Consider the following 22,973-nt stretch of genomic DNA (forward strand, 5'->3'; position numbering starts at 1 on the left):
GATGGCGGAAAAGACGCGCTCGGACAAGCTCAGGCGCCTCGTCGCGGTCCAGCGGCATCTGGAGCAGATGGCTGAGTTCGATCTCGCCGAAACGACGCGCCAGCGCGCCGAGGTGAGCGAGGAGATGGACAGCGTCATTCATGCGCTCGGCTCCATGGATCCGGTTCATCACGCTTTTTCGCAAGGCTATGCCGACCGCTTCAGCCGCCTCGGCATCAAGGACAAGCAGCTGACCGGCATGCAGGAAGTTCACCAGATGCGCGTCCAGCAGGAGCGCGCCAAGGGAGACCGGCTGGAAGACGGCATGCGCGAGGCACTCGATGACGAGCGCCGCGAGGCCGACGACAACGCGGTCTATGATATCATCGATCAAAAATACGGTACGCCAGCCTCCAGCAAGCTTCAAAAATCATAATCGCTTCGATCTGAAATCAAGAGGATTATGACGTGGCTATTTCACCCCCGAGTGATCTGGTTCTGGACGTTGTCAGGGCGGCCGACCCCATGGAGGTCCAGGCCGCTCAGGAAAAACTGAAGGCAAACCAGGCTGCTTTCGCGGCCAATAGCCTTGCCGAAGCGGGCAAGGGCTTCACCTCGGCGGTGGACATACTCGATCGCGCCTCCAGCAAGGCCGGCCTCGGCGACGTCAACAATCGCACCGGCAACACGACGCAAATCCCCGAGTCCTATCGCAAGTTCGAAGCGATGGTGCTGCAGAACTTCATCAAGAGCATGCTGCCAAGCGAGAGCGAAGAGGTCTACGGCAAGGGCGCCACCGGTGACATCTGGAAGGGCATGATGGCCGAACAGCTCGGCAACACCATCGCCAAGGGCGATGGCATCGGCGTTGCCAAGCAGCTTTATCAGGACGCTTTGAAGAAGCAGGAAGGCAGGGTCAACGCCTCCACCGACCAGAACGATCGCAGTGCCGCGGTCAACATGATCAATGAAATACAGCGCCAGACGTTTGGCGTGACATCGACGGACAACAAGTCCGCAAACGACGCCTGAGGGAATCGAGGAAAACAATGGAAATAATCTCGAACGAATACCGTATCAAATCGGTTCTTGGACGCCTGGAAATGATCATCGACAACGAGAACGCTCGCATCGGCAGCGATCCGCAGTTTGATCTCAAGGTGTCGAATGCGCACAAGAGCCGCTGCCTCTATGAGCTGTCGATGCTCTTCAGCGATACCGATCCCAAGGAGCTCGCCGCTTCCCACCTTGAACAGTTGCATGGACTGAAGGAAAAGCTGGCGCTGAACGCCCGTCGCGTCGAGGCTCATCTCGAAGCCGTGCGCACGGTCGCCGACCTGCTGAAGAATGCGGTTCAGGACGCGGACGCCGACGGCACCTATTCGCAGGAACAGTTCCTGGCGCGTGAACACTGATGATTAAACTCGTTCTTACAGGCGTCTGGGTCTGCGTGATCACGCTGGCGGCGGTCTATATGTCGGTGACGCTGGCAACGGCGCCGGCTCCCGCCCCCGATCAGTCGAAGCAGAGCCTCGTCGAGCTTGTAAAGGGCGAGTCGATCACCATTCCTGTCGTCAAGGATGGCGCCGTCAGCGGCTATTTCCTCGGAAAGCTATCCTTCATGGTCAACAAGGAGATGGTGAAGGGCGCGACCCTGCCGCTCACCGAAATGACCACCGACGCGCTCTTCTCGCTGCTGGTCGGCAACAAGATGGTCGATATCGCCAATATGAAGTCGTTCGATCCGATTGCCTTCCGCGATATGGTCAAGAAAGACCTCAACACCAGCCTGGGCGGCGAGTACATCGATCAGGTATTGCTCGAGCAGCTCGACTATCTCTCCAAGGAAGAGGTCGCCGCCAATGCTTCCGGCCAGCCGAAGAAAACAGGCAAGCCGGTCAATGTCGTCCCGCCCGAGCCCGTCAAGGACGCGGCCGCCGGCGGCTGACGACCGCTTGTCGTCGCGGTGCCCGCGTCACCGCGAGCAGCCGTCCTTCGTGGTTAACAAATCCCTGATATCGCCGGGAAAAATAGACCGGTTTTCCTAAAGGTTGTTTGACGGCGGCCTGTTATACCGTCCCGCGATGGGCCGACATGCGCGCCGCCTTCCGGATTTGGAAGCCGACGTCCGATCCCAGGCAGACCTCAGTGTTACCGGGATCTCCGAGCCATGAAGCATTATCGTCAGGAAGCGGGTATGAACCTGATCGCGAATTTCGCGGTCCTCGCCTCTCGTCGCGCCATTTTCGATCTGCCTGTCTGCGATCTGGGTTGGGACGATGCGCTCGTCTTCATCAACGAGCTTCTGTCGATGCCGGTCGGCCAGACGTCCATCTCCTTCGTCAACGCGCACAATATGCTTCTGGCTCTGCGTGACGAGGAATATCGCGACATCCTCTCGCAGAACCTCGTTCTGCCGGATGGCATCGGTCTCAACATTGCATCGAAGATCGCGCACGGATCGCCTTTCCCGGCCAACCTGAACGGCACCGATTTCGTGCCCGCGCTGCTGACCTTCATGGAGCAGCCGCGCCGCATCGGCCTGATCGGCGGCACGCGCGCAGTGGTCGAGCGGGCGGCGGTGAATTTCCGCCGGCATGCGCCCTGGCATGAATTCATCGTGATTTCCGACGGCTTCTTCGACAAGAACGAGCCGTCCGCCGTCCTTGCCGAGGTCGCCGCGCAGGATCTCGACATTGTCATCGTCGGCATGGGCACGCCGTTGCAGGAGAAGTGGGCGCACAAGCACATTCGCGCCGATCACGCGCGCCTGGTGCTGACCGTCGGCGCCCTGTTCGATTTCGTCTCCGGCTCGGTGCCGCGTGCCCCGAAGCTGGTGCGCTCGATGCGCCTGGAATGGGCCTACAGGCTCGTCCAGGAACCGGGTCGCCTCTGGCGCCGTTATGCGCTCGGCATCCCGGCCTTTCTTTATCAGGTCGCCAAGTATCGGTTCAGCCGCCGCAAGGTCATCCTGAAGCGCTCGGAAATCGGCGACGTCAGTCGAGGTTGAGCGAAAATTAACCTTTTGTTTGCCAAGCCTGTTTAGGCTCGATTAACCACACGCGACTGCGATGGGTTCGATCGTTCCATGCACGAGACTTGGTGATGCGCGAAAATCATTCGAGACGTCCCACCCATTCATGGCCATCCGCGCCGAGAGATGAAGCCGGCTCGAACCGTCTTGACGCGGACCACTTCCCGCTAGAATTGGCCGTGCCGGAAGCGGAGTTGCTGCGGATCATCGAACGGGCCCTTCAGGCGCAGCGAATGCCACAACCGGAAGAGCCCGCGACGCAGGACGCCGTCCCGCCTCTCGTCAGCCGCATCGAAACCATTCTCGGCAAAAGGCTCGAGGCCGCCAACGATGGCGCCACCCCGCCGAAGCAGCCGCTCGACAACGCCGCGCCGAATGCCGCCGTCCCTGACGCCGGTGCCCCGCACGCCGGTGCCCCTGACGCCGCGGCGATGGACGATCTGATAGACGATCTGGCTGCGCAGGAATTTCGCGTCGAATCGGCAGCGCACCCGGACATCGAGCATTCGGCGCCGGCATTCCGCCGCAGCCGCCGGTCGCTGATCGCCGCCGGCGCGCTTTCCGCGCTGGGCGCTCTTGCAGGAGCGATGACCCCGGGCGAGCCATCCGGCTTTCGGGCGCAAAGCCTGCTCGGCGTCGACGGCGCCGCCAAGGACCGGCCGGCCCTTGTCACAGCGGCACACGATGCCTTGCTCTCGCGGAAAACAGTCGCGACCGCCGTGGCCAGATTGAGGCTCGACCGCGACGCTGAGTTCGCTGGCGCCAGCGGCAGCGCATTCAATGTCGTCGTCGATATCCTGTCGCCGAGCGGCGTGGCCGCCGATCCGGTCTCGCGCGCCGAGGCGTCTCTCGCCGCCGCCATTCGTGCCTCGGCCGATCCGAAATCCGGAACGGTCGGGTTCAGCGTCACGACATCGAGTGCTGCGAAATCCGCGCGCATCGCGTCCTATCTCGTCTCGACCGTAGCCAATCCCGCGTCGACCGCGATCGTCAGCGACAGCGCGGCGAAGAACGCAAGCGCGCAGGCGGATGCCGAACTGGACGCCTTCACCAGGACGAACGGCCAGGGCAATGTCGAGGTTGCAACCCGGCTGCAGCAGCAGCTTGTCGAGGCCAACGGCGCCCTGCAGGACGCGCAGCAGAGGATCGTGGCGGCGAAGGAGCGCGCCGACCTGCTGAAGACCGCGACCGCCGACGATGCGCTGACCGGCGCGCTCGCCGCCGAAATCACCTCGCCGGCGCTGGACGAGCGCCGTGGCCGCTATGCGCTGGCCAAGTCGACGCTCGCGCAGCTTGCCGCCAGCCTCGGTCCCCGGCATCCGCGTCTGATCGCCCAGCAGGCCGAGGTGGATGGCCTGCGCGACAGCATCGGACAGGAGCTAGGCAGGCTGTCGCGCGATGCCGCCGACGAAGTCAAGTCGGCTGTCGGCGCTGTCAGGCAGCTTGGCGACCAGAGAAACACGCTGATCGCGCAAAGCCGCGACACCGGCGTCGATCTCGCCAAGCTGACGGAACTGCGCGAAAAATCGGCCGCGGTGCGCCAGCGTCTCGAAGATCGGCTCGGCACCGGCGCGATCGGCGCCGATGGCGCGCCGGTGCGGGTCATCAAGGCTCCCGTCGTAACGGCCGTCGAACCCGGCCGAGGCCCGTGGCTGGCCCCGGCACTCGGCGCGCTGGCTGGCCTCGCCTTCGGTCTTGCGGGCTTCAGGCGACGCGTGGATGCGGGCAAGACCATCGCGCACAGCGAGCCGGTCGCCGCGATCGAGCCGTCGGTCGATATCCCGCGTCAGCCTGTGTCGGAGCCCGTGGCCGAGCACGCCGCGGACGAGGTCGAAATCCTCCGCGCCGAGATCGCCGCCATGCGCGACCGCCTGCGCTCCTACGCCGCGACGGCCTGATCGTCACCCACCTGCGGCATGATTGTACTTGCATTTCTCGTTTCAGGCAGGATAGGGCGTGGACAGGCAAATTGTGTCTGATGCCGCCGACTAGAATGGCGGCGTAGTGGCAGGGAGACGGTCTTGGCGACAGTAATCGACGGCAAACAGGTTGCAGCTTCGGTCATCGAAACGGTGAAGGCGGCGACCGCGGCATTGGACAAGCAGAGCGGTGTTCAGACCGGTCTCGCGGTCATCATCGTCGGCGACGATCCGGCAAGCCACGCCTATGTGAACTCGAAGAGCAAGATGGCCAAGGAATGCGGCTTCAAATCCGTGCAGCACACGCTGCCGATCGAGACGACGCAGGAAGAGCTGGCCGCGCTCGTGGCCTCGCTCAACGCCGATGACGCGATCCACGGCATCCTCGTGCAATTGCCGCTGCCCAGGCATCTGAATTCCGAGGCGATCATCCAGTCGATCCTGCCTGAGAAGGATGTCGACGGTCTTCACGTCGTCAACGCCGGCAAGCTGGCGGTCGGCGATCTGCGGACGGGTTTGGTTTCCTGCACGCCGGCCGGGGCCATGGTCTTCGTGCGCCGCACCCATGGCGAGGATCTCTCCGGCCTCAACGCCGTCGTCGTCGGCCGTTCCAATCTGTTCGGCAAGCCGATGGCGCAGTTGCTGCTCAACGCCAACGCCACGGTGACCATCGCGCATTCCAGAACCAAGGATCTCCCGTCGGTCTGCCGCAACGCCGATATTCTGGTTGCCGCCGTCGGTCGTCCCGAGATGGTGAAGGCCGACTGGGTCAAGCGCGGCGCCACCGTCATCGACGTCGGCATCAACCGCATCGCCGCACCCGAAAAGGGTGAGGGGAAGACACGCCTGGTGGGCGACGTCGCCTTCGCCGAGGCCGCCGAGGTCGCGGATGTCATCACGCCCGTGCCGGGTGGCGTCGGCCCGATGACGATCGCCATGCTGATGGCCAACACCGTCATCGCCGCGCACCGCGCCGCCGGCCAGACGCCGCCGAAGTTTTGATCGAGACTAGCGCGGCGCCGCGCCCGTCGACGCCCGCACGATCAGCTCCGTCTTCCAGAGTTCCTGTTCCGGGAAGGGGCCGTCCTGCTTGACGGTCCCGATCAGTCGCTCGGCGATCCTGACACCCGCCGCGCGCAGCGATGAACGCGTCGTCGTCAGCGGCACGGAGAAATTCTCCGGCTTCAGATGCGGCAGCACGTCGTCATGGGCGATGAGCGAAATATCCTCGCCGAGTTTCAGCCCCGCCTGCGTCACCGCGCGGATGGCGCCAAGCGCCAGAACCGTACTCGAGCAGAGAATGGCGGTCGGCGGCTCCGGCAACTGCAGGAAGCGCTCCATCGCCAATTGCCCGTGCTCGTCGGTCATCGACATGTGGCTGACGCAGCTCTCGGGCAGTTCCAGCCCCCGTTCGGCGAGCGCCGAGACCACGCCCTTGTTGCGGCGGATGGCGAAATCCAGATGCCCCGGCCCGTTCAGCAGGCAGAAATGCCTATGCCCGAGCTGCAGCAACAGCCGCGTCGCGTCATAGAAGGCACCCTCGTTGTCGATGTCGAGATAGGGATAATCCGGCTCGGTGCCGAACGAGCGGCCATGCACCAGAAACGGCATGGACAGCGATTTCAGAAGCGGCAGCCGGGGATCGTGCCCGCGCATGTAGGCGACGAACAGCGCATCCACATTGCCGCTGATCGCGAGCCGCCTGAGCGCGCCCACCTCGTCGTCGGGATCGGCCGGCATGATGACGAAATGAAAGTCGTGCCTTACCGCTTCCTCGCCAAGCCCGGTCAGGAATTCGCCGAAATGCACGTCGGAATAATGCCCGGGCGCGGTGGGCATGACGAGGCCGATCGAGCCCGCCTTGCCGGTCGCCAGCCGCTGCGCCGCCTTGTTCGGCCGGTAGCCGGTCTCCTGTACGGCGCGCAGCACCCGCTCGCGTGTCGCCTCGTTGACCTCGGGATAACCGTTCAACGCACGGCTCACCGTCGTCTGGGACAGGCCCAGCATTTCCGATAGCTGTTTCAGATTCACGTGTTAAACTTCCTCCACACGCCCTGGAGGTCATCTCTCCCAAATGGCATCCAAAGCGCTTTTGTTAATGTAGCAGCTGCCAAGCTTGACTCAAGAAAAATCGCTCCATATTTCCGTTCAAGCCTTGCTGCATCGCGATAATTCGCGGCTCCGAGGCAGGTTTTGCGAATTGCCTTGACTCTTTTGTGCCGAAAGTGAAATGAGTTCGTTGTCAAAGCGCTTTGGAGTTTCGATTGCAAAGCGTGATTGGGATTGTGATGGGAGGTTGATCACATGAAAAAGTCATTTTTGATGGGCGTTGCCATGGCGGCGCTTCTGGCCGGCGGCGCGTCCGCGGCCGATCTGAAATTCGCGCCGGGCGAGGACAGCAAGTTCAACTGGAAGAGCTACGAGGACTTCAAGGCGGCCAATGCCGACCTGAAGGGCCAGGAGCTGACGATCTTCGGGCCGTGGCGCGGCGAGGACGAGGCGCTGTTCCGCAGCATTCTCGCCTATTTCACCGAAGCGACGGGCATCGACGCCAAATATTCGTCCTCGGAAAACTACGAACAGCAGATCGTCATCGACACGCAGGCCGGTTCGCCGCCGAATATCGCGATCCTGCCGCAGCCGGGCCTTCTGGCCGATCTGGCCGGCAAGGGCTTCCTGGCGCCGCTCGGCGATGAGAACTCCAAGTGGGTCAAGGACAATTACGGCGCCGGCGACAGCTGGGTCGGCTACGGCACCTACAAGGGCAAGGACGGCAAGGAAGCCTTCTACGCCTTCCCCTACAAGGCCGACGTGAAGTCGCTGGTCTGGTACGTGCCTGAAAACTTCAAGGAAGCGGGCTACAAGGTCCCGACGACGATGGAAGAGTTGCAGGCTCTGTCCGAGCAGATCGTCAAGGACGGCGGCGTTCCGTGGTGCATCGGTCTCGGTTCCGGCGGCGCCACCGGCTGGCCGGCAACCGACTGGATCGAAGACCTGATGCTGCGCATGCAGCCGCCGGAAGCCTACGACAAGTGGACCACCAACGAACTGAAGTTCGATGATCCCGCCGTCGTTTCCGTCATCGACGAGTTCGGCAAGTTCGCCAAGAACGAGGCCTATGTCGATGGTGGCGTCAAGGCTGTTGCCTCGACCGACTTCCGCGACAGCCCGAAGGGTCTCTTCGCCGTGCCGCCGAAGTGCTACATGCACCACCAGGCGTCCTTCATCCCGTCCTTCTTCCCCGAGGGAACGAAGCTCGGCCAGGATGCGGACTTCTTCTACATGCCGACCTTCGCGTCGAAGCCTGAGCTCGGCAAGCCGGTTCTGGGTGCTGGCACGCTGGTCACGATCGCCAAGGATTCCAAGCCGGCACGCGCTTTCGTGGAATTCCTGAAGACGCCGATCGCGCATGAAGTCTGGATGGCGCAGTCGAGCTTCCTGACCCCCTACAAGGGCGTCAACACGGCCGCCTACGCCAACGAGCAGATGAAGCGCGAAGGCGAAATCCTGACGACGGCGACCACCTTCCGCTTCGACGGTTCCGACCTGATGCCCGGCAAGATCGGCGCCGGCGCCTTCTGGACCGGCATGGTCGATTTCGTCGGCGGCAAGTCGGCTCAGGATACCGCCAAGGAAATCCAGAGCGCCTGGGATGGCATCAAGTAACATCGCCTGATCTCCATGCCGCCTGCTCGGGCGGCGTGGATGCGAATGTCTGGCCGGACGCCGTCACAAGCGTCCGGCCATCGCCGCCCCTTGCGCCCGCTGCCAGCGTGCCCGGCCGTCAGGCGGCGTGATTTCAAGAAGACGTAGACATCAGGGGAGGGATGAATGCTATCGCAGCTGGTTTCCGCTTTGGGGGTCGTGGTCGTCGCCGTATTCGCTTGCGCGGCCTATTTCTATTTCTCGAACAAGTTCCTTGATATGGCGCTCCCGGTGAGGGACGGCGACATCACCGCCGCCTCGCGAAACCTCAACCGCCGTGCCGTCATCCGGCCGTGGCTGTTCCTGTTCCCGGCGCTCTTCCTGCTTGTCGTCTATCTCGTCTATCCCGTGATCGCGACCGTTATCCTGTCCTTCTACGATCGCTCCGGCGTTCAGTTCGTCGGCTTCAGCAATTACCAGTGGGCCTTTACCGACCGCGAATTCCGCCAGTCGATCTTCAACAACATCCTCTGGCTCGCCGTCGTGCCCGCTGCCTGCACCTTCTTCGGTCTCGTCATCGCCGTCATGACCGACCGCATCTGGTGGGGCAATATCGCGAAAAGCATCGTCTTCATGCCGATGGCGATCTCCTTCGTCGGCGCCTCCGTCATCTGGAAATTCATCTACGAGTATCGCGGCGGCAACGCCACGCAGATCGGCCTCCTGAACGCCATCGTCCAGCTCTTCGGTGGCACACCGCAGGTGTGGATCTCGGTGCCCTTCTGGAACAGCTTCTTCCTGATGATCATCCTCATCTGGATCCAGACCGGCTTTGCCATGGTCATCCTGTCGGCGGCGCTCCGCGGCATCCCGGAAGAGACCATCGAGGCCGCCGTCATCGATGGCGCCAATGGCTGGCAGATCTTCTGGCGCATCATGGTGCCGCAGGTCTGGGGCACGATCGCGGTCGTCTGGACCACGATCACCATCCTCGTCCTCAAGGTCTTCGATATCGTGCTCACCATGACCAACGGTCAGTGGGACACGATGGTTCTCGCCAATCTCATGTTCAACTGGATGTTCCGCGGCGGCGGCGACAGCGGCCGAAGCGCCGTCATCGCGCTGATCATCATGCTGGCCGTCACGCCGATTATGGTGTGGAACGTCCGCCGCGCCAATCGCGAACTGGGAGGCAAGTGAGATGACCCTGACCCGCGATTTCTTCAAGATCGGCCCGGCCCGTCTGTTCGTCCACGCTGCCGTCCTCTTGATCGTCATCATCTGGCTGATCCCGACGCTGGGCATCTTCGTCAGCGCGTTGCGCGACAAGGACCAGATCGTCGTTTCCGGCTGGTGGACCGCCTTCTCCGGCTCGTCGCGCACCGTCGCCGTCCGCCTCGGCCAGGTCGATCAGCAGAAGCAGGATGGCGCGGCCTATGTCATTTCAGGCAATGTGCTTGAAGGCCAGGAGGGACGCTCGATCAATGCCTTCGGCACCCGCGTCGCGCAGCCGTCGGCCTACAAGGCCGGCGAGACCGCCGATCTCGGCGATGGTCTCTCGCTTGTCGTCAACGAGGACGGCACCTATCGCTACGCCAAAAACGCCGCTTTTGGGCCGGATGACGGCGGCCGCCGCGTCTATATCTCCGTCGCCACGCCGCCGGAATTCACCCTGCAGAACTATCGCACGGTGCTGACGGGCGAGGGCATCGGCCAGTCCTTCATCAACTCGCTGACGGTCACCATCCCGGCCACGATCATCCCGATCCTGATCGCCGCCTTCGCCGCCTACGCGCTGAGCTGGATGGAATTCCCCGGTCGCGCGCTGCTGATCGCGCTGGTCGTCGGTCTCATCGTCGTGCCGCTGCAGATGTCGCTGATCCCGCTTTTGCGGCTCTACAATCAGGTCGGCATGCTCCTCGATACGCCGTCCAAGACCTATCCCGGCATCTGGTTGGCGCACACAGCCTTCGGCATGCCGCTCGCCATCTATCTCCTGCGATCCTACATCGCGGGCCTGCCCAGGGAGATCATCGAATCCGCCCGCGTCGATGGCGCCAGCGATTTCGAGATCTTCACGCGCATCGTTCTGCCCCTGTCCTTCCCGGCGCTCGCCTCCTTCTCGATCTTCCAGTTCCTGTGGGTCTGGAACGACCTGCTCGTCGCCATGGTCTTCCTCGGCACGGACAGGGAACACCTCGTGCTGACGGGTGCGCTCAACGCGCTGCTCGGCTCGCGCGGCGGCAACTGGGAAATCCTGACGGCCTCGGCCTTCATCACGATCATAGTACCGCTGCTCGTCTTCTTCGCATTGCAGCGCTATCTCGTGCGTGGTCTGCTCTCGGGTTCGGTCAAGGGCGGCTAGTCATTTCCCAGGACACTTAGAAGACAATATCCAACAGGACCACATATGAGCATGGCATCTCAATCCAACCTGACGGCTGACAAGGACTGGTGGCGCGGCGCGGTGATCTACCAGATCTATCCGCGCTCCTATCAGGACAGCAATGGCGACGGCATCGGCGATCTCAAGGGCATCACCGCGAGATTGCCGCATGTGGCCGCCCTTGGCGCCGACGCCATCTGGATCTCGCCCTTCTTCACCTCGCCGATGCGCGACTTCGGCTACGACGTCTCCGACTACGAGAACGTCGACTCGATCTTCGGCACGCTGGTTGATTTCGATTCCCTGATCGCCGAAGCACATCGCCTCGGCATCCGCGTGATGATCGATCTCGTCATCTCGCACTCCTCCGATCAGCATCCCTGGTTCGTCGAGAGCCGTTCCAGTCGCACCAACGCCAAGGCCGACTGGTACGTCTGGAGCGACTCGAAGCCGGATGGCACCCCGCCCAACAACTGGCTGTCGATCTTCGGCGGCTCCGCTTGGGCGTGGGACCCGACCCGCATGCAATATTACATGCACAACTTCCTGACCTCGCAGCCGGATCTCAACCTGCATAACCCTGAGGTTCAGAACCGCCTGCTGGATGTCGTCCGCTTCTGGCTGAAGCGCGGCGTCGACGGTTTCCGCCTCGACACGATCAATTTCTATTTCCACGACAAGGAACTGCGCGACAATCCGGCCCTGGCGCCGGAGCGCCGCAACGCCTCGACGGCGCCGGCGGTCAATCCCTATAATTTCCAGGAACACATCTACGACAAGAACCGCCCCGAGAATATCGCCTTCCTGAAGCGCTTCCGCGCGGTGCTCGAGGAATTCCAGGATATCGCCGCGGTCGGCGAAGTCGGCGATAGCCAGCGCGGTCTCGAGATCGTCGGCGAGTATACGTCCGGCGACGACAAGATGCACATGTGCTACGCCTTCGAGTTCCTGTCGCCGGACCCGCTGTCGCCGGAGCGCATCGAGGACGTGATGAATGATTTCGCCGCCGCCGCCCCCGATGGCTGGGCCTGCTGGGCGCTCTCCAATCACGATGTCGTGCGCCATGTGACCCGTTGGGGCTCGCTCGTTGCCGATCGCGACGCCTTCGCCAAGCAATATGCGGCGATGCTGATGACGATGCGCGGCTCCGTCTGCCTCTATCAGGGCGAGGAGCTCGGTCTGACGGAAGCCGATCTCGCCTACGAGGACCTGCAGGACCCTTACGGCATCCAGTTCTGGCCGGAGTTCAAGGGCCGCGACGGCTGCCGCACGCCGATGGTCTGGGACAGCCAGGTCGCCCAGGGTGGCTTCTCCACCGTCAAGCCATGGCTGCCGGTGCCGGTCGAACATATCCTGCGCGCCGTCAGCGTCCAGCAGGGCGACGAGACCTCGGTGCTGGAGCACTATCGCCGCTTCATCGCCTTCCGCAAGCAGCACCCGGCCTTCGCCAAGGGCGAGATCAAATTCATGGAGCCGCAGGGCGACATGCTGATTTTCGAGCGCGAATACGGCAACGAAAAGCTGCTCTGCGTCTTCAACATGAGCGCGACCGAAGCCTTGGCCGCTCTACCTGAAGGCAACTGGCAGGCGTTGACGGGCCATGGTTTCGTCAGCAATAACTATGGCGACAAGATCGATATACCCGCCTGGGGCGCGTATTTCGCTCGTCTCGCCTAGAGACTTCCGGAGGAGGAGAACTCGATGACTGGACTGACACTCAAGGACATTCGCAAATCCTACGGTGCCGTGGACGTGCTTCATGGCATCGATCTTGAGATCAAGGAGGGCGAATTCGTTGTCTTCGTCGGTCCGTCGGGCTGCGGCAAGTCCACGCTGCTGCGCATGATCGCCGGTCTGGAGAACATCACCGGCGGCGACATGTATATCGACGGCCAGCTGGTCAACGACGTCCCGCCTTCCAAGCGCGGCATCGCCATGGTGTTCCAGTCCTATGCGCTCTATCCGCATATGACCGTCTATGACAACATGGCCTTCGGCATGAAGATCGCCGGCGAGAACAAGCAGGAAATCGATCGTCGCGTGCGCGCGGCGGCCGAGAGCCTGCAGCTCACCAAGTATCTGGACCGCCTGCCAAAGGCACTGTCCGGCGGCCAGCGCCAGCGCGTCGCCATCGGCCGCGCCATTTGCCGCAACCCGAAGGTCTTCCTCTTCGACGAGCCGCTGTCGAACCTCGACGCGGCGCTGCGCGTTGCCACCCGCATCGAGATCGCCCGCCTCAACGAGCAGATGGCCGACACGACGATGATCTACGTTACCCACGACCAGGTCGAGGCGATGACGCTGGCCGATCGCATCGTCGTGCTGTCCGCCGGCAACATCGAACAGGTCGGCGCGCCGCTCGAGCTCTACGAGCGTCCGGCCAATCTCTTCGTCGCCAAGTTCATCGGCTCGCCCGCCATGAACGTCATCCCGGCCACCGTCACGGAAGCCGGCAACACGACGACGGTCACGTTGACCGGCGGCAAGTCCGTGACGCTCGGCATTCCCACGGCTGCGTCCGAGAAGGGCAAGACCGCCAGCTTCGGCGTTCGCCCCGAAGACCTGCGCATCGCCGCGCCGGCTGACGATTATCTGTTCGAGGGTGAAGTATCGATCGTCGAGGCGCTCGGCGAGGTGACGCTGCTCTACATCGAGGGTCTGGTGCAGAACGAGCCGATCATCGTCAAGCTGCCTGGCATCTATGATGTGAAGCGCGGCCAGAAGATGCATTTCTCCGCCGATCGCTCGAAACTGCACCTCTTCGATGCGGAAGGTCGCACTTATCGCAAGTAAGTTGTAAATCTCTCCCGGGCTGTGTGAATAACGCGGCCCGGAGACTTGGTGTTCTCACCTTCTGTTAAAGATCGCTTGGTAGTCTTCCTCATTGCGCATTCAGAGGATTACTACAGTGGCGACACCGAGCCCCCAGTCACCAGGACATTTTCTAAACAAGGAAGAATCCTTCATGTACGACCGCGAAGTGCGGTTCAAGATGGAGGACACGATGAACGCGGCGCGTCTCGAGTATACCGAGAAGGGCGTCATGAACATGGCCTCGCGCCGTTGCGACATCATCCGCATTTCCAAGAGCAGCGCGGTCCTGGCGATCCTGACGCAGTTCAATCTCCCGCGTCAGTTCTATCTCGATCTTCCCGATGCCCGCATCAGCAAGATCGGCTGCATGCTGACCCGCGTCAACGCCAACAACACCGTGGAAGTCCGCTTCCTGCGCATGCTGACCGACAAGGAACTGAACAAGATCTTCGTCTACAGCACCCATCCGGCCCATCGCGACCGCGTGCTCGACATTCGCGGCTGATCGCTGCTTGCAGATATGAACGACAAGGCCCGCGAGATCGTCTCGCGGGCCTTGTCGTTTTCAGCGGCAGATCGCGGCGCTGCTCAGTGGAAGAGCACGCTGGCGCCCTTGTCGGATGCGCCGACGGCGCGGCGGAAGGGGGCGAAAAGCTCGCGGCCCATGCCGAATTCGTTGTCCGAGAGATCGGCGTCGGCAGGCTTGCGGTCGGCGAGCGTGGCCGCGTCCACAAGCACTTCGAGCGTTCCGGCGATCGCGTCGAGACGGATGATGTCGCCGTCCATGATGCGCGCGATCGGTCCGCCATCGACGGCCTCCGGCGTCACATGGATCGCCGCCGGGACCTTGCCCGATGCGCCGGACATGCGCCCGTCGGTCAGAAGCGCCACGCGGAAGCCGCGGTCCTGCAGCACGCCGAGCGGCGGCGTCAGCTTGTGCAGCTCCGGCATCCCGTTTGCCTTCGGTCCCTGGAAGCGGACGACGGCGATGAAGTCGCGGTTGAGCTTGCCTTCCTTGAAGGCCTCCTGAAGCTCCTGCTGGCTGTGGAAGACGATCGCCGGCGCCTCGATGACGTGGCGATCGGGCTTCACGGCCGAGATCTTGATCACGCCCTTCCCGAGATTGCCGCGCAGCATCTTCAGGCCGCCATTCGCCTGGAACGGCGTTTCGATGTTCGCGAGCACCTTCGGATCGACACTCTTTTCCGGCGAGGGCTCGCGCACGATGCCGCCATCCTCGCCAAGGCGCGGATCGATCGTGTAGGCCTGCAGCCCATGGCCGAACACGGTGCGCACGTCGTCGTGCACCAGGCCGTGCTTCAACAGTTCCTTGATCAGGAAGCCCATGCCGCCAGCCGCGTGGAAATGGTTCACGTCGGCAAGCCCGTTCGGGTAGACGCGGGCAAGCAGCGGCACCACCTCGGAGAGCTCGGCGATATCCTGCCAGGTCAACTCGATGCCGGCGGCGCGCGCCATGGCGACGAGGTGCAGCGTGTGGTTGGTCGAGCCGCCGGTGGCGTGCAGGCCGACGACGCCGTTGACGATCGAGCGCTCGTCGATCATCTCGCCCGCGGGCGTGAACTCGTTGCCCTGCGCGGTGATCGCCAGCGCCCGCTTGGTGGCCTCGCGGGTGAATGCTTCGCGAAGCGGCGTGCCCGGATTGATGAAGGACGAGCCGGGCATGTGGAAGCCCATGATCTCCATCAGCATCTGGTTGGAGTTCGCCGTGCCGTAGAAGGTGCAGGTGCCCGGCCCGTGGTAGGACTTGGATTCGGCCTCCAGCAGTTCGGCGCGGCCGACCTTGCCCTCGGCGTAAAGCTGACGAACGCGCGACTTCTCGTCGTTCGGCAGCCCAGATGTCATCGGCCCGGCCGGAACGAAGATCGACGGCAGATGGCCGAAGGTCAGCGCGGCGATTGTCAGGCCCGGCACGATCTTGTCGCAGACGCCGAGATAGAGGGCCGCGTCGAACATGTTGTGCGACAGGCCGACACCCGCGGCCATGGCGATCAGGTCGCGCGAGAAGAGTGAGAGCTCCATGCCCGGCTGGCCCTGTGTCACGCCATCGCACATGGCCGGAACCGCGCCCGCCACCTGCGCGATGCCGCCGGCTTCGGCGGCAGCCTGGCGAATGATCGCGGGATAGGTCTCGAACGGCTGGTGCGCCGAGAGCATGTCGTTATACGAGGTGATGATGCCGAGATTGGAAACATGGTCGCCGGCCAGCGCTTCCTTCTCGGCGGTGGAACAGACCGCGAAGCCGTGTGCGAGGTTCGCGCAGCCGAGCGAGGAGCGAACGACGCTCTTGCCCACCGCGTTTCGCAATCGCTCGAGATAGAGCTCTCGTGACAGTTTCGACCGTTCGACGATACGGTTTGTGATGGCGGCAACGCGCGAATGAGCGGACATGGGAAATCCTTGTCGTTTGCTGGTATTCGATTGTCTGTTCGCGGCTTCAGGCCGTATCGGCCACGAGGGCCTGTCGGCTTATGGAGCCCAGTATATGTCGACCGGCGTCGCGGCGCGGCGAAGGACTGCCCGGATCGGCATCTCCGCTTCGTCGCCGGCACCCTCGGCCTTGGCCAGAACATCCTTCTTGCCGTCGCCTTCGATGTGAAGAACAAGCAGCCCCGCATCCTGCAGGCTTGAGAAGGTGAAGGTCAGGCGTGGTTCGCCGGCGCCTTCGGCGTCCATGGTAATGATGCCGCGTGGCGTTTTCGGGTCGAGCGCGACAGCAAGATTGCTGCCACCAGGGAAGAACGAAGCCGTGTGACCGTCGCCGCCCATGCCTAAAATGACGACGTCGAACGGATTGCCGATCGAAGCCGTGGCCACAGTCGAAAGCCTTGCGGCTTCCTCGACCGTTGCCGCCGGCTGGTAGAGCGGCTGGAACTTTGCCGCCTTCGCCTTGTTCTGCAACAGGTTGCTGATGACGAGCAGATGGTTCGAGCGCGGATTGTCGGCGGGCACGAAACGCTCGTCGACGAGGGTGATCGTCACCTTCGTCCAGTCGAGATCGCGCGTCGACAGCTCCTGGAAGAATGCCTTCGGCGTCGAGCCGCCGGAAACGGCGATCTCGGCCGTTCCCTTCTTGGCGATGGCCGTCGAAAGCGATGCAGCGACCTTGTCGGCAAGGTTGCGCGCCAGTTCGGCGGCGTTGGCAAAATTGTGCATGGTCGCTGCCATCTCTCTCGATCCTTAGAGGTTGTCGTGCCAGGTGCGGCCGTCACGCTCGATGAGCGCGATCGACTGGCTCGGGCCCCAGGTGCCCGCCGTGTAGCCCTGAACCTTCTGGCCGGTGGATTCCCAACCCTTGAGGATCGGGTCGACCCACTGCCACGCCGCTTCCACTTCGTCGCGGCGCATGAACAGCGTCTGGTTCGAACGGATGACGTCCATCAGCAGGCGCTCGTAGGCGTCGGGATTACGAACCTGGAAGGAATCGGCGAAGCTCATGTCGAGCGAAACCTCGCGCAGGCGCATGCCGCCCGGACCAGGATCCTTGATCATCAGCGACTGCTTGACGCCTTCGTCGGGCTGCAGGCGGATGATGAGCTGGTTCTGGTTGATGCGTCCGGCCGACTGGTCGAAGACAGAGTGCGGGATCGACTTGAAGGTGATGACGATCTCAGACATGCGGCCGGCAAGACGCTTGCCGGTGCGGATGTAGAAGGGAACGCCAGCCCAGCGCCAGTTGTTGATCTCGGCCTTGATGGCGACGAAGGTCTCGGTGTTGGACACGCCGCCTTCGAGCTCTTCGAGGTAACCCTTGACCGGGCCGCCCGCCGAAGCGCCGGCACGATACTGTCCGCGCACGGTGGTCTGCTCGACATTCGACGCGTCGATGGGCTTCAGCGCGCGCAGCACCTTCAGCTTCTCGTCGCGAACCGCTTCGGAATCCATCGAGGACGGGACTTCCATGGCGACCAGGCAGACCAGCTGCATGATGTGGTTCTGAACCATGTCGCGCAGCGCGCCCGCGGTGTCGTAGTAGCCGGCACGGCCTTCGAGGCCGACGGATTCGGCAACGGTGATCTGCACATGGTCGATATGGTTGGCGTTCCACAGCGGCTCATAGAGGGCGTTGGCGAAGCGCAGCGCCATCAGGTTCTGCACCGTCTCCTTGCCGAGATAGTGGTCGATGCGGAAAATCTGCTCTTCCTTGAAGACCTTGCCGATCGTGTCGTTGAGCTGCAGCGCGGAAGCGAGGTCGCGGCCGATCGGCTTCTCGACGACGATGCGGGTCGACTTGGTGATCAGCTTGTGGTCGTGGATCTTCTGCGAGATGTCGCCGAAGATGCCCGGCGCGACGGCCAGGTAGAAGGCGCGCACGCGGTCCTTGCCCTCGTCGAGCAGCTTCTTCAGCTGGTCCCAACCGGCGTCGGAGCGGGCGTCGACAGGCACGTAGTACAGGCGCTCGCAGAACTTGGCGACTTCGGCCTCGTTGTACTCGCCCTTCTTCAGGTGCTCCTTGAGCGCGTCCTGCGCGAACTTGCGGTATTCTTCGTGGGTCAGCGCGCTTCTGGAAGCGCCGATGATGCGGGTCGGCTCGGAGAACTGGCCTTCGATCTGACGATGGTAGAGGGCCGGCAGCAACTTGCGCTCGGCAAGGTCGCCACTGCCGCCAAAGACGACGTAATCGAAAGGTTCAACGGGAATGATTTGGCTGCTCATGAGGCTATCTCTCAATCAGACTGGTTCATGGCCTCTTTAATCTAATCGATTTAAAAAAGCCAGTGTGCGCTGCAACGAATTTGTCCGGCACTGGTTTTAGATCGAAAAGCCGCGTGAGGAAATCCGCAATCTGACTAAAACTTGTCGCGCAGGGCAAACCAGGAAAGTGCCAGGAAGAGCAGGGGAGCGCGCATCGCCCGACCACCGGGGAAGGCCGGGATTTTAAGTGCCTTGAAGAGCTCGAGATCGCCGGATTTCCCGATCACGGTCTCGGCGTAGAGCCGCCCACAATAGTTGGCAAGCATCACGCCGTGGCCTGAATAGCCGCCGATCGAGGTGACGCCGGGCATAACCTCGCGCACGAAAGGCTGCCTCGGCATGGTGATGGCGACCGATCCTCCCCAGGCATGGGTGATCTCGACATTGCCGAGTTCCGGATAGATCTCGGCGATCTGGCGGCCGATATGCTCGGAAATATCGCGCGGATTGTCGGCCGTATAGGCCTCGCGCCCTCCAAACAGCAGCCGCCCGTCCTTGGATTTTCTGAAATAGCGCACGACGAAACGCGAATCGGCGACGGCCTCGCCGCCCGGAATGACCGTGGATGTCTCGCCGAGCGGCACGGTCGCGCCGATGAAGGAGCGGATCGGCATGACATGGCTTGCGGTGATCGGCTCGAGATTTTCGATATAGCCGTTGCAGGCGATCAGCGCCTTGTCGGCGGTGATCCGCCCTCGCGGCGTGTCGATCGTCACTTTGCCGCCACCCTGGCGGATCGCCGTCGCCTTGGTCATTTCGAAGACCTGAGCGCCGGAAGCCGCCGCCGCCCGCGCCAGCCCGACCAGGAGCTTCAACGGGTGGATGTGGCCGGTGCCGGTGTCGCGCACGCCGCAGAAAAAGCGCGTCGACCCCAGCCGCTCCTGCGTTTCCGCTCTGTCCATGAAGGTGGCGTGCGGGTAGCCGTAGCGGCTGGCGGCGATCTCCGCATTTGCGCGAAAGTCCTTCTCGTAGCTCGCCTTGTGCGCCACATTCATCTGGCCCGGCATGAAATCGATATCGATCTGGTGCTCGGTCGCGAAATCAAGCAGGTGCTTCTTGGCGTCCTCGGCCAGATCGAACAGCGCCTTCGATCGCTCGAAGCCGATCTCTTCTTCCAGTTCCTCCGGCCACGAGCGCTGGCCGGTGCCGAGCTGCCCGCCATTGCGGCCGGACGCGCCATCGCCGAACCGGCAGACCTCGATGAGCACCACCGACACGCCCGCCTTGGCGAGATGATAGGCCGCCTGCAGCCCGGTATAGCCGCCGCCGATAATGGCGACGTCGCATGTCTTCGATCCGTCGAGTTCAGGATAGGTGGGCCGCTCGCCCACTGTGGCCTGATACCATGAAATGCCGGGCGCGATCGGGCTCTGCCATTTCTGTTCGGATGTCATGACGCGATCCTCACACGTTGAGCAGGAGGAATTCGCGTTCCCACGGGCTGATCACCTGCATGAAGGTCTCGAACTCGCCGCGCTTGACACCGGCATAGAGCCCGATGAACTCGCGGCCGAACACCTCTTCGAAGGCCGGCTCGTCCTCCATCAGGGCGACCGCTTCAAGCAGCCCACGCGGCAGGTCGATCGAGCCTTCGTTGGCCGAATCCTCGGTCGGCGCCGTCGGCTCGATCTCCTTCATGATGCCCAAGAGACCGCAGGCAAGTGAAGCCGCCAGCGCCAGATAGGGGTTGGCGTCGGAACTCGGCAGCCGGTTCTCGACGCGCCGCGCCTGCGGGTCCGAAACCGGTACGCGGAACGCCGTCGTGCGGTTGTCGTAGCCCCATGCGTTGTTGACAGGGCACGACATGTCGGGCGTCAGGCGGCGGTAGGAGTTGACGTATGGCGCCAGCATGCAGAGTGCGCTCGGCACGTATTTCTGCATCCCGCCGATGAAGTGGAAGAACTCCCTGGAGGGCGAGCCATCGGGGTTGGAGAATACGTTCTTGCCCGTGTCCTCGTGGATGACGGACTGGTGGATGTGCATCGCCGATCCGGCCTGGCCCTGCATCGGCTTGGCCATGAAGGTGGCGTAGATGCCATGCTTCATCGCCGCCTCGCGGATCGTGCGCTTGAACATGAAGACCTGGTCGGCAAGCTCGATCGGATTGCCGTGGCGCAGGTTGATCTCGAGCTGCGCCGGGCCTTCCTCGTGGATCAGCGTGTCGATCTCCAGCCCCTGCTTTTCGGAGAAGTGGTAGATGTCGTCGATCAGTTCGTCGAACTCGTTGATCCCGGCGATCGAATAGCCCTGACCGCCCAGAATGGCGCGGCCCGAGCGGCCTTTCGGCGGATGCAGCGGATAGTCGGGGTCGTCGTTCTTGGCGACGAGATAGAACTCGATCTCAGGCGCCACCACCGGCTTCCAGCCGCGGTCGTGATAGAGCTTCAGCACCTGCTTCAGCACGTTGCGCGGCGTATAGGGCACTTCGTGGCCATCGGCGCTGACGACGTCGCAGATCACCTGCGCGGTCGGATCGGTCTCCCACGGCACCACGGACAGCGTCGAAAGGTCGGGCACCAGCTTGAGATCGCTGTCGCGCGGTTCGTAGCGGAAGCTTTCGGTTTCCTCGGGATATTCGCCCGAAATCGTGTGCCGATAGATCGCGGACGGCAACGCCAGCGATGTGTTCGAGGTGAATTTCGAACTCGGCATCATCTTGCCGCGTGGCACGCCGGCCAGATCGGGCGTGATGCATTCGATGTCTTCGATCCCGCGTGCCCGCAAGAACTGCGCTGCTTCCTTCCAGGAGGCCACGCCGCGAAGATATCCAGGGTCCGGGGGGGATTTCTTCGAGGCGGGAACGTTCTTGGCAGGTTTCAGCGTCGTCTTTTTTGGGGACATGACACACCGGTTTACGTTGATCTTGCAGCCATAATAACCGGAGTTTGGCAATTGGCGAGGGGGGACGCACGTTGACTTTCGCCTATTGATGGAAAAAGAAGGCGCCTTTCGACGAAGGAAACGGCCGTGCAGCGAAGAAGCGATGTAATCGTCATAGGCGCGGGCGCCGCCGGCATGATGTGCGCCATCCGCGCCGGCCAGCGCGGCCGCTCGGTGGTCGTGCTCGATCACGCCAAGGCGCCCGGCGACAAGATCCGCATTTCCGGCGGCGGTCGCTGCAACTTCACCAATATTCACGCCTCGCCGAAGAATTTCCTGTCGGCCAATCCGCATTTCATGAAGTCGGCGCTCGCCCGCTTCACGCCATCGGACTTCGTCGCCATGGTCGATCGCCACAGGATCGCCTGGCATGAGAAGACGCTGGGCCAGCTGTTTTGCGATGACAGCGCCAAGGACATCATCCGCATGCTGCTGGACGAGATGCAGGCGGCTGGCGCGAGGCTCGAGCTGCGCACCGAGATCGTCGCTGTCGAAAAGACCGAAGACGGCTTTCGCGTCTCGACCTCCGAGGGCGAGTATCTCGCAACGTCGCTGGTGATCGCGACCGGCGGCAAGTCGATACCGAAGATGGGCGCGACCGGTTTCGCCTATCGCATCGCCGAACAGTTCGGCTTGCCCATGATCGAAACCCGTCCCGGCCTCGTGCCGCTGACGCTCGACCCGCAACTGCTCGAAAGCGTCGCGCCGCTCTCGGGGATCGCCGCCCCCGCCGAACTCAGGCATGGCAAGACGGCGTTTCGCGAGGCGCTGCTCTTCACCCATCGCGGCCTGAGCGGCCCGGCCATCCTGCAGATCTCCTCCTACTGGCGCGAGGGCGACGAGATCACCGTCGATATCGAACCGGACGTCGATCTCCTCGCGCATCTTAAGACGGCAAAGCAGGCGAACGGTCGCCAGTCGGCGCAGACCGCGCTCGGCGAGGTGCTACCCAAGCGCCTGGCGCAATATCTGACCGAGCGCGCCGGCGTCACCGGCAACATGGCCGACATGTCCGACAAGGTGCTGGCGCGTCTGGTCGATGCCGCGCAGAACTGGACGATCAAGCCTTCGGGCTCCGAGGGCTATCGCACGGCCGAAGTCACGCTCGGTGGTATCGATACCGCGGCGCTCGATTCCCGCAGCATGCAGGCCAAGACCGTCCCCGGCCTTCATTTCATCGGCGAATGCGTCGACGTGACCGGCTGGCTCGGCGGCTACAATTTCCAGTGGGCCTGGGCATCGGGCGTCGCGGCTGGTGACAGTCTATAAAGCCTATTCTTCGTAGAGATGAAACCAGTTGCAGGATTCAAGAGTTCTTAAGCAGGGTGCGCCATCCTGTCTCGGTGACGTGCTTAAATTGGCTTCCTAAATAAGGCTTTACGAGCACAGTCTTTTGTTGGATTGTTGTGACATACAGAAGTGAGGTTCTGCAGATGAACAAGAACACACGACGCGCCCGCGCCATCGCAATTGCCAAGGCCCAGCCGGATACACGGCTTGTCGCAATCCGCTACGTCGTGCTGGCCGCCAGCGCCGCCGCCGCCGTCATGGCGCTGCTCCTGCCACGGATGCTCTAAGGCCCTCCTCGCAATAGGACGAGACC

At 62.8% G+C, this 22,973-nt stretch carries 21 protein-coding genes; 15 read left to right on the plus strand and 6 right to left on the minus strand.

What is annotated here, in order from left to right:
• Position 1 precedes the first annotated feature (1 nt).
• The 7 genes from GGQ67_RS11360 to folD all read left to right on the plus strand — a co-directional run bounded on the left by GGQ67_RS11360 (position 2) and on the right by folD (position 5,934).
• The gene (locus GGQ67_RS11360; protein WP_183900275.1) at positions 2-415 is read left to right on the plus strand and encodes a hypothetical protein; all 414 of its coding nucleotides are present in this window, start codon (positions 2-4) and stop codon (positions 413-415) included.
• Positions 416-447: 32 nt separating this feature from the next.
• Positions 448-1,011: a rod-binding protein gene (locus GGQ67_RS11365; RefSeq protein ID WP_183900276.1), complete on the plus strand. Its 564-nt coding sequence runs from the start codon at positions 448-450 to the stop codon at positions 1,009-1,011.
• A gap of 17 nt (positions 1,012-1,028) precedes the next feature.
• The gene (locus GGQ67_RS11370) at positions 1,029-1,394 is read left to right on the plus strand and encodes a hypothetical protein (protein WP_183900277.1); all 366 of its coding nucleotides are present in this window, start codon (positions 1,029-1,031) and stop codon (positions 1,392-1,394) included.
• Positions 1,394-1,927 (plus strand): hypothetical protein, encoded by a 534-nt coding sequence (locus tag GGQ67_RS11375; protein ID WP_183900278.1) that lies wholly within the window; start codon positions 1,394-1,396, stop codon positions 1,925-1,927. Before GGQ67_RS11370 ends, GGQ67_RS11375 begins: the two co-directional genes overlap by 1 nt.
• A gap of 249 nt (positions 1,928-2,176) precedes the next feature.
• On the plus strand, positions 2,177-2,989 hold the full coding sequence (locus GGQ67_RS11380; protein ID WP_183900335.1) for a WecB/TagA/CpsF family glycosyltransferase: 813 nt from the start codon (positions 2,177-2,179) through the stop codon (positions 2,987-2,989).
• A gap of 257 nt (positions 2,990-3,246) precedes the next feature.
• Entirely contained in the window at positions 3,247-4,911 is a 1,665-nt protein-coding gene (locus GGQ67_RS11385) for a GumC domain-containing protein (RefSeq protein ID WP_183900279.1), read from the plus strand.
• A gap of 123 nt (positions 4,912-5,034) precedes the next feature.
• The gene (folD, locus tag GGQ67_RS11390) at positions 5,035-5,934 is read left to right on the plus strand and encodes a bifunctional methylenetetrahydrofolate dehydrogenase/methenyltetrahydrofolate cyclohydrolase FolD (protein WP_183900280.1); all 900 of its coding nucleotides are present in this window, start codon (positions 5,035-5,037) and stop codon (positions 5,932-5,934) included.
• A 6-nt stretch (positions 5,935-5,940) separates the two neighbouring features.
• Here folD and GGQ67_RS11395 read toward each other — a convergent pair whose 3' ends face one another.
• The gene (locus tag GGQ67_RS11395) at positions 5,941-6,963 is read right to left on the minus strand and encodes a substrate-binding domain-containing protein (protein ID WP_183900281.1); all 1,023 of its coding nucleotides are present in this window, start codon (positions 6,961-6,963) and stop codon (positions 5,941-5,943) included.
• A 273-nt stretch (positions 6,964-7,236) separates the two neighbouring features.
• Here GGQ67_RS11395 and GGQ67_RS11400 point away from each other — a divergent pair, with 273 nt between their 5' ends.
• From GGQ67_RS11400 to GGQ67_RS11425, 6 genes are all read left to right on the plus strand, one after another.
• Positions 7,237-8,598, plus strand: coding sequence for an ABC transporter substrate-binding protein (locus GGQ67_RS11400; RefSeq protein ID WP_183900282.1), 1,362 nt, complete (start codon positions 7,237-7,239; stop codon positions 8,596-8,598).
• A 165-nt stretch (positions 8,599-8,763) separates the two neighbouring features.
• Positions 8,764-9,777, plus strand: a complete 1,014-nt coding sequence (locus GGQ67_RS11405; protein ID WP_183900283.1) for a carbohydrate ABC transporter permease — start codon at positions 8,764-8,766, stop codon at positions 9,775-9,777.
• 1 nt (position 9,778) lies between these two features.
• Positions 9,779-10,942: an ABC transporter permease subunit gene (locus GGQ67_RS11410; protein ID WP_183900284.1), complete on the plus strand. Its 1,164-nt coding sequence runs from the start codon at positions 9,779-9,781 to the stop codon at positions 10,940-10,942.
• Between the two features lie 45 nt (positions 10,943-10,987).
• Positions 10,988-12,640: a beta-galactosidase BglA gene (bglA, locus tag GGQ67_RS11415; protein ID WP_183900285.1), complete on the plus strand. Its 1,653-nt coding sequence runs from the start codon at positions 10,988-10,990 to the stop codon at positions 12,638-12,640.
• 24 nt (positions 12,641-12,664) lie between these two features.
• Positions 12,665-13,756 (plus strand): ABC transporter ATP-binding protein, encoded by a 1,092-nt coding sequence (locus GGQ67_RS11420; RefSeq protein ID WP_183900286.1) that lies wholly within the window; start codon positions 12,665-12,667, stop codon positions 13,754-13,756.
• Positions 13,757-13,928: 172 nt separating this feature from the next.
• Positions 13,929-14,282, plus strand: a complete 354-nt coding sequence (locus tag GGQ67_RS11425; protein ID WP_183900287.1) for a hypothetical protein — start codon at positions 13,929-13,931, stop codon at positions 14,280-14,282.
• Positions 14,283-14,365: 83 nt separating this feature from the next.
• On the opposite strand, the gene edd is transcribed toward GGQ67_RS11425, so the two are convergent.
• From edd to GGQ67_RS11450, 5 genes are all read right to left on the minus strand, one after another.
• Positions 14,366-16,186 carry a phosphogluconate dehydratase gene (gene edd, locus GGQ67_RS11430; protein WP_183900288.1) on the minus strand — a complete coding sequence of 607 codons (1,821 nt, stop codon included), beginning with the start codon at positions 16,184-16,186 and terminating at the stop codon, positions 14,366-14,368.
• Between the two features lie 78 nt (positions 16,187-16,264).
• A complete protein-coding gene (gene pgl, locus GGQ67_RS11435; protein ID WP_183900289.1) occupies positions 16,265-16,963 on the minus strand; it encodes a 6-phosphogluconolactonase in 699 nt (232 codons plus the stop codon).
• 12 nt (positions 16,964-16,975) lie between these two features.
• Positions 16,976-18,451 (minus strand): glucose-6-phosphate dehydrogenase, encoded by a 1,476-nt coding sequence (gene zwf, locus GGQ67_RS11440; RefSeq protein WP_183900290.1) that lies wholly within the window; start codon positions 18,449-18,451, stop codon positions 16,976-16,978.
• A gap of 134 nt (positions 18,452-18,585) precedes the next feature.
• A complete protein-coding gene (locus GGQ67_RS11445) occupies positions 18,586-19,884 on the minus strand; it encodes an NAD(P)/FAD-dependent oxidoreductase (protein ID WP_183900291.1) in 1,299 nt (432 codons plus the stop codon).
• 10 nt (positions 19,885-19,894) lie between these two features.
• Positions 19,895-21,331, minus strand: a complete 1,437-nt coding sequence (locus tag GGQ67_RS11450; protein ID WP_183900292.1) for a glutamine synthetase family protein — start codon at positions 21,329-21,331, stop codon at positions 19,895-19,897.
• A 174-nt stretch (positions 21,332-21,505) separates the two neighbouring features.
• Between GGQ67_RS11450 and GGQ67_RS11455 the strand changes: the two genes are divergently transcribed.
• Both GGQ67_RS11455 and GGQ67_RS11460 read left to right on the plus strand, forming a co-directional pair.
• Positions 21,506-22,639: a BaiN/RdsA family NAD(P)/FAD-dependent oxidoreductase gene (locus tag GGQ67_RS11455; protein ID WP_246400167.1), complete on the plus strand. Its 1,134-nt coding sequence runs from the start codon at positions 21,506-21,508 to the stop codon at positions 22,637-22,639.
• Between the two features lie 164 nt (positions 22,640-22,803).
• Entirely contained in the window at positions 22,804-22,947 is a 144-nt protein-coding gene (locus tag GGQ67_RS11460) for a hypothetical protein (protein WP_183900294.1), read from the plus strand.
• Positions 22,948-22,973 lie beyond the last annotated feature (26 nt).

Origin of the sequence: Rhizobium metallidurans (assembly GCF_014196505.1) — a bacterium.
In the GTDB taxonomy this organism is placed as follows: domain Bacteria; phylum Pseudomonadota; class Alphaproteobacteria; order Rhizobiales; family Rhizobiaceae; genus Rhizobium; species Rhizobium metallidurans.

Excerpts from the sequence above, each read along its gene's own strand:
- GGQ67_RS11375 (WP_183900278.1), top strand. The coding sequence starts at position 1,394 with ATGATTAAACTCGTTCTTACAGGCGTCTGGGTCTGCGTGATCACGCTG.
- pgl (WP_183900289.1), bottom strand. The coding sequence starts at position 16,963 with ATGGCAGCGACCATGCACAATTTTGCCAACGCCGCCGAACTGGCGCGC.
- zwf (WP_183900290.1), bottom strand. The coding sequence starts at position 18,451 with ATGAGCAGCCAAATCATTCCCGTTGAACCTTTCGATTACGTCGTCTTT.
- GGQ67_RS11455 (WP_246400167.1), top strand. The coding sequence starts at position 21,506 with ATGATGTGCGCCATCCGCGCCGGCCAGCGCGGCCGCTCGGTGGTCGTG.
- GGQ67_RS11410 (WP_183900284.1), top strand. The coding sequence starts at position 9,779 with ATGACCCTGACCCGCGATTTCTTCAAGATCGGCCCGGCCCGTCTGTTC.
- GGQ67_RS11400 (WP_183900282.1), top strand. The coding sequence starts at position 7,237 with ATGAAAAAGTCATTTTTGATGGGCGTTGCCATGGCGGCGCTTCTGGCC.
- GGQ67_RS11405 (WP_183900283.1), top strand. The coding sequence starts at position 8,764 with ATGCTATCGCAGCTGGTTTCCGCTTTGGGGGTCGTGGTCGTCGCCGTA.
- bglA (WP_183900285.1), top strand. The coding sequence starts at position 10,988 with ATGAGCATGGCATCTCAATCCAACCTGACGGCTGACAAGGACTGGTGG.
- GGQ67_RS11445 (WP_183900291.1), bottom strand. The coding sequence starts at position 19,884 with ATGACATCCGAACAGAAATGGCAGAGCCCGATCGCGCCCGGCATTTCA.
- GGQ67_RS11420 (WP_183900286.1), top strand. The coding sequence starts at position 12,665 with ATGACTGGACTGACACTCAAGGACATTCGCAAATCCTACGGTGCCGTG.
- edd (WP_183900288.1), bottom strand. The coding sequence starts at position 16,186 with ATGTCCGCTCATTCGCGCGTTGCCGCCATCACAAACCGTATCGTCGAA.
- GGQ67_RS11385 (WP_183900279.1), top strand. The coding sequence starts at position 3,247 with ATGCCACAACCGGAAGAGCCCGCGACGCAGGACGCCGTCCCGCCTCTC.
- GGQ67_RS11380 (WP_183900335.1), top strand. The coding sequence starts at position 2,177 with ATGAACCTGATCGCGAATTTCGCGGTCCTCGCCTCTCGTCGCGCCATT.
- GGQ67_RS11370 (WP_183900277.1), top strand. The coding sequence starts at position 1,029 with ATGGAAATAATCTCGAACGAATACCGTATCAAATCGGTTCTTGGACGC.
- GGQ67_RS11425 (WP_183900287.1), top strand. The coding sequence starts at position 13,929 with ATGTACGACCGCGAAGTGCGGTTCAAGATGGAGGACACGATGAACGCG.
- GGQ67_RS11460 (WP_183900294.1), top strand. The coding sequence starts at position 22,804 with ATGAACAAGAACACACGACGCGCCCGCGCCATCGCAATTGCCAAGGCC.
- GGQ67_RS11360 (WP_183900275.1), top strand. The coding sequence starts at position 2 with ATGGCGGAAAAGACGCGCTCGGACAAGCTCAGGCGCCTCGTCGCGGTC.
- GGQ67_RS11450 (WP_183900292.1), bottom strand. The coding sequence starts at position 21,331 with ATGTCCCCAAAAAAGACGACGCTGAAACCTGCCAAGAACGTTCCCGCC.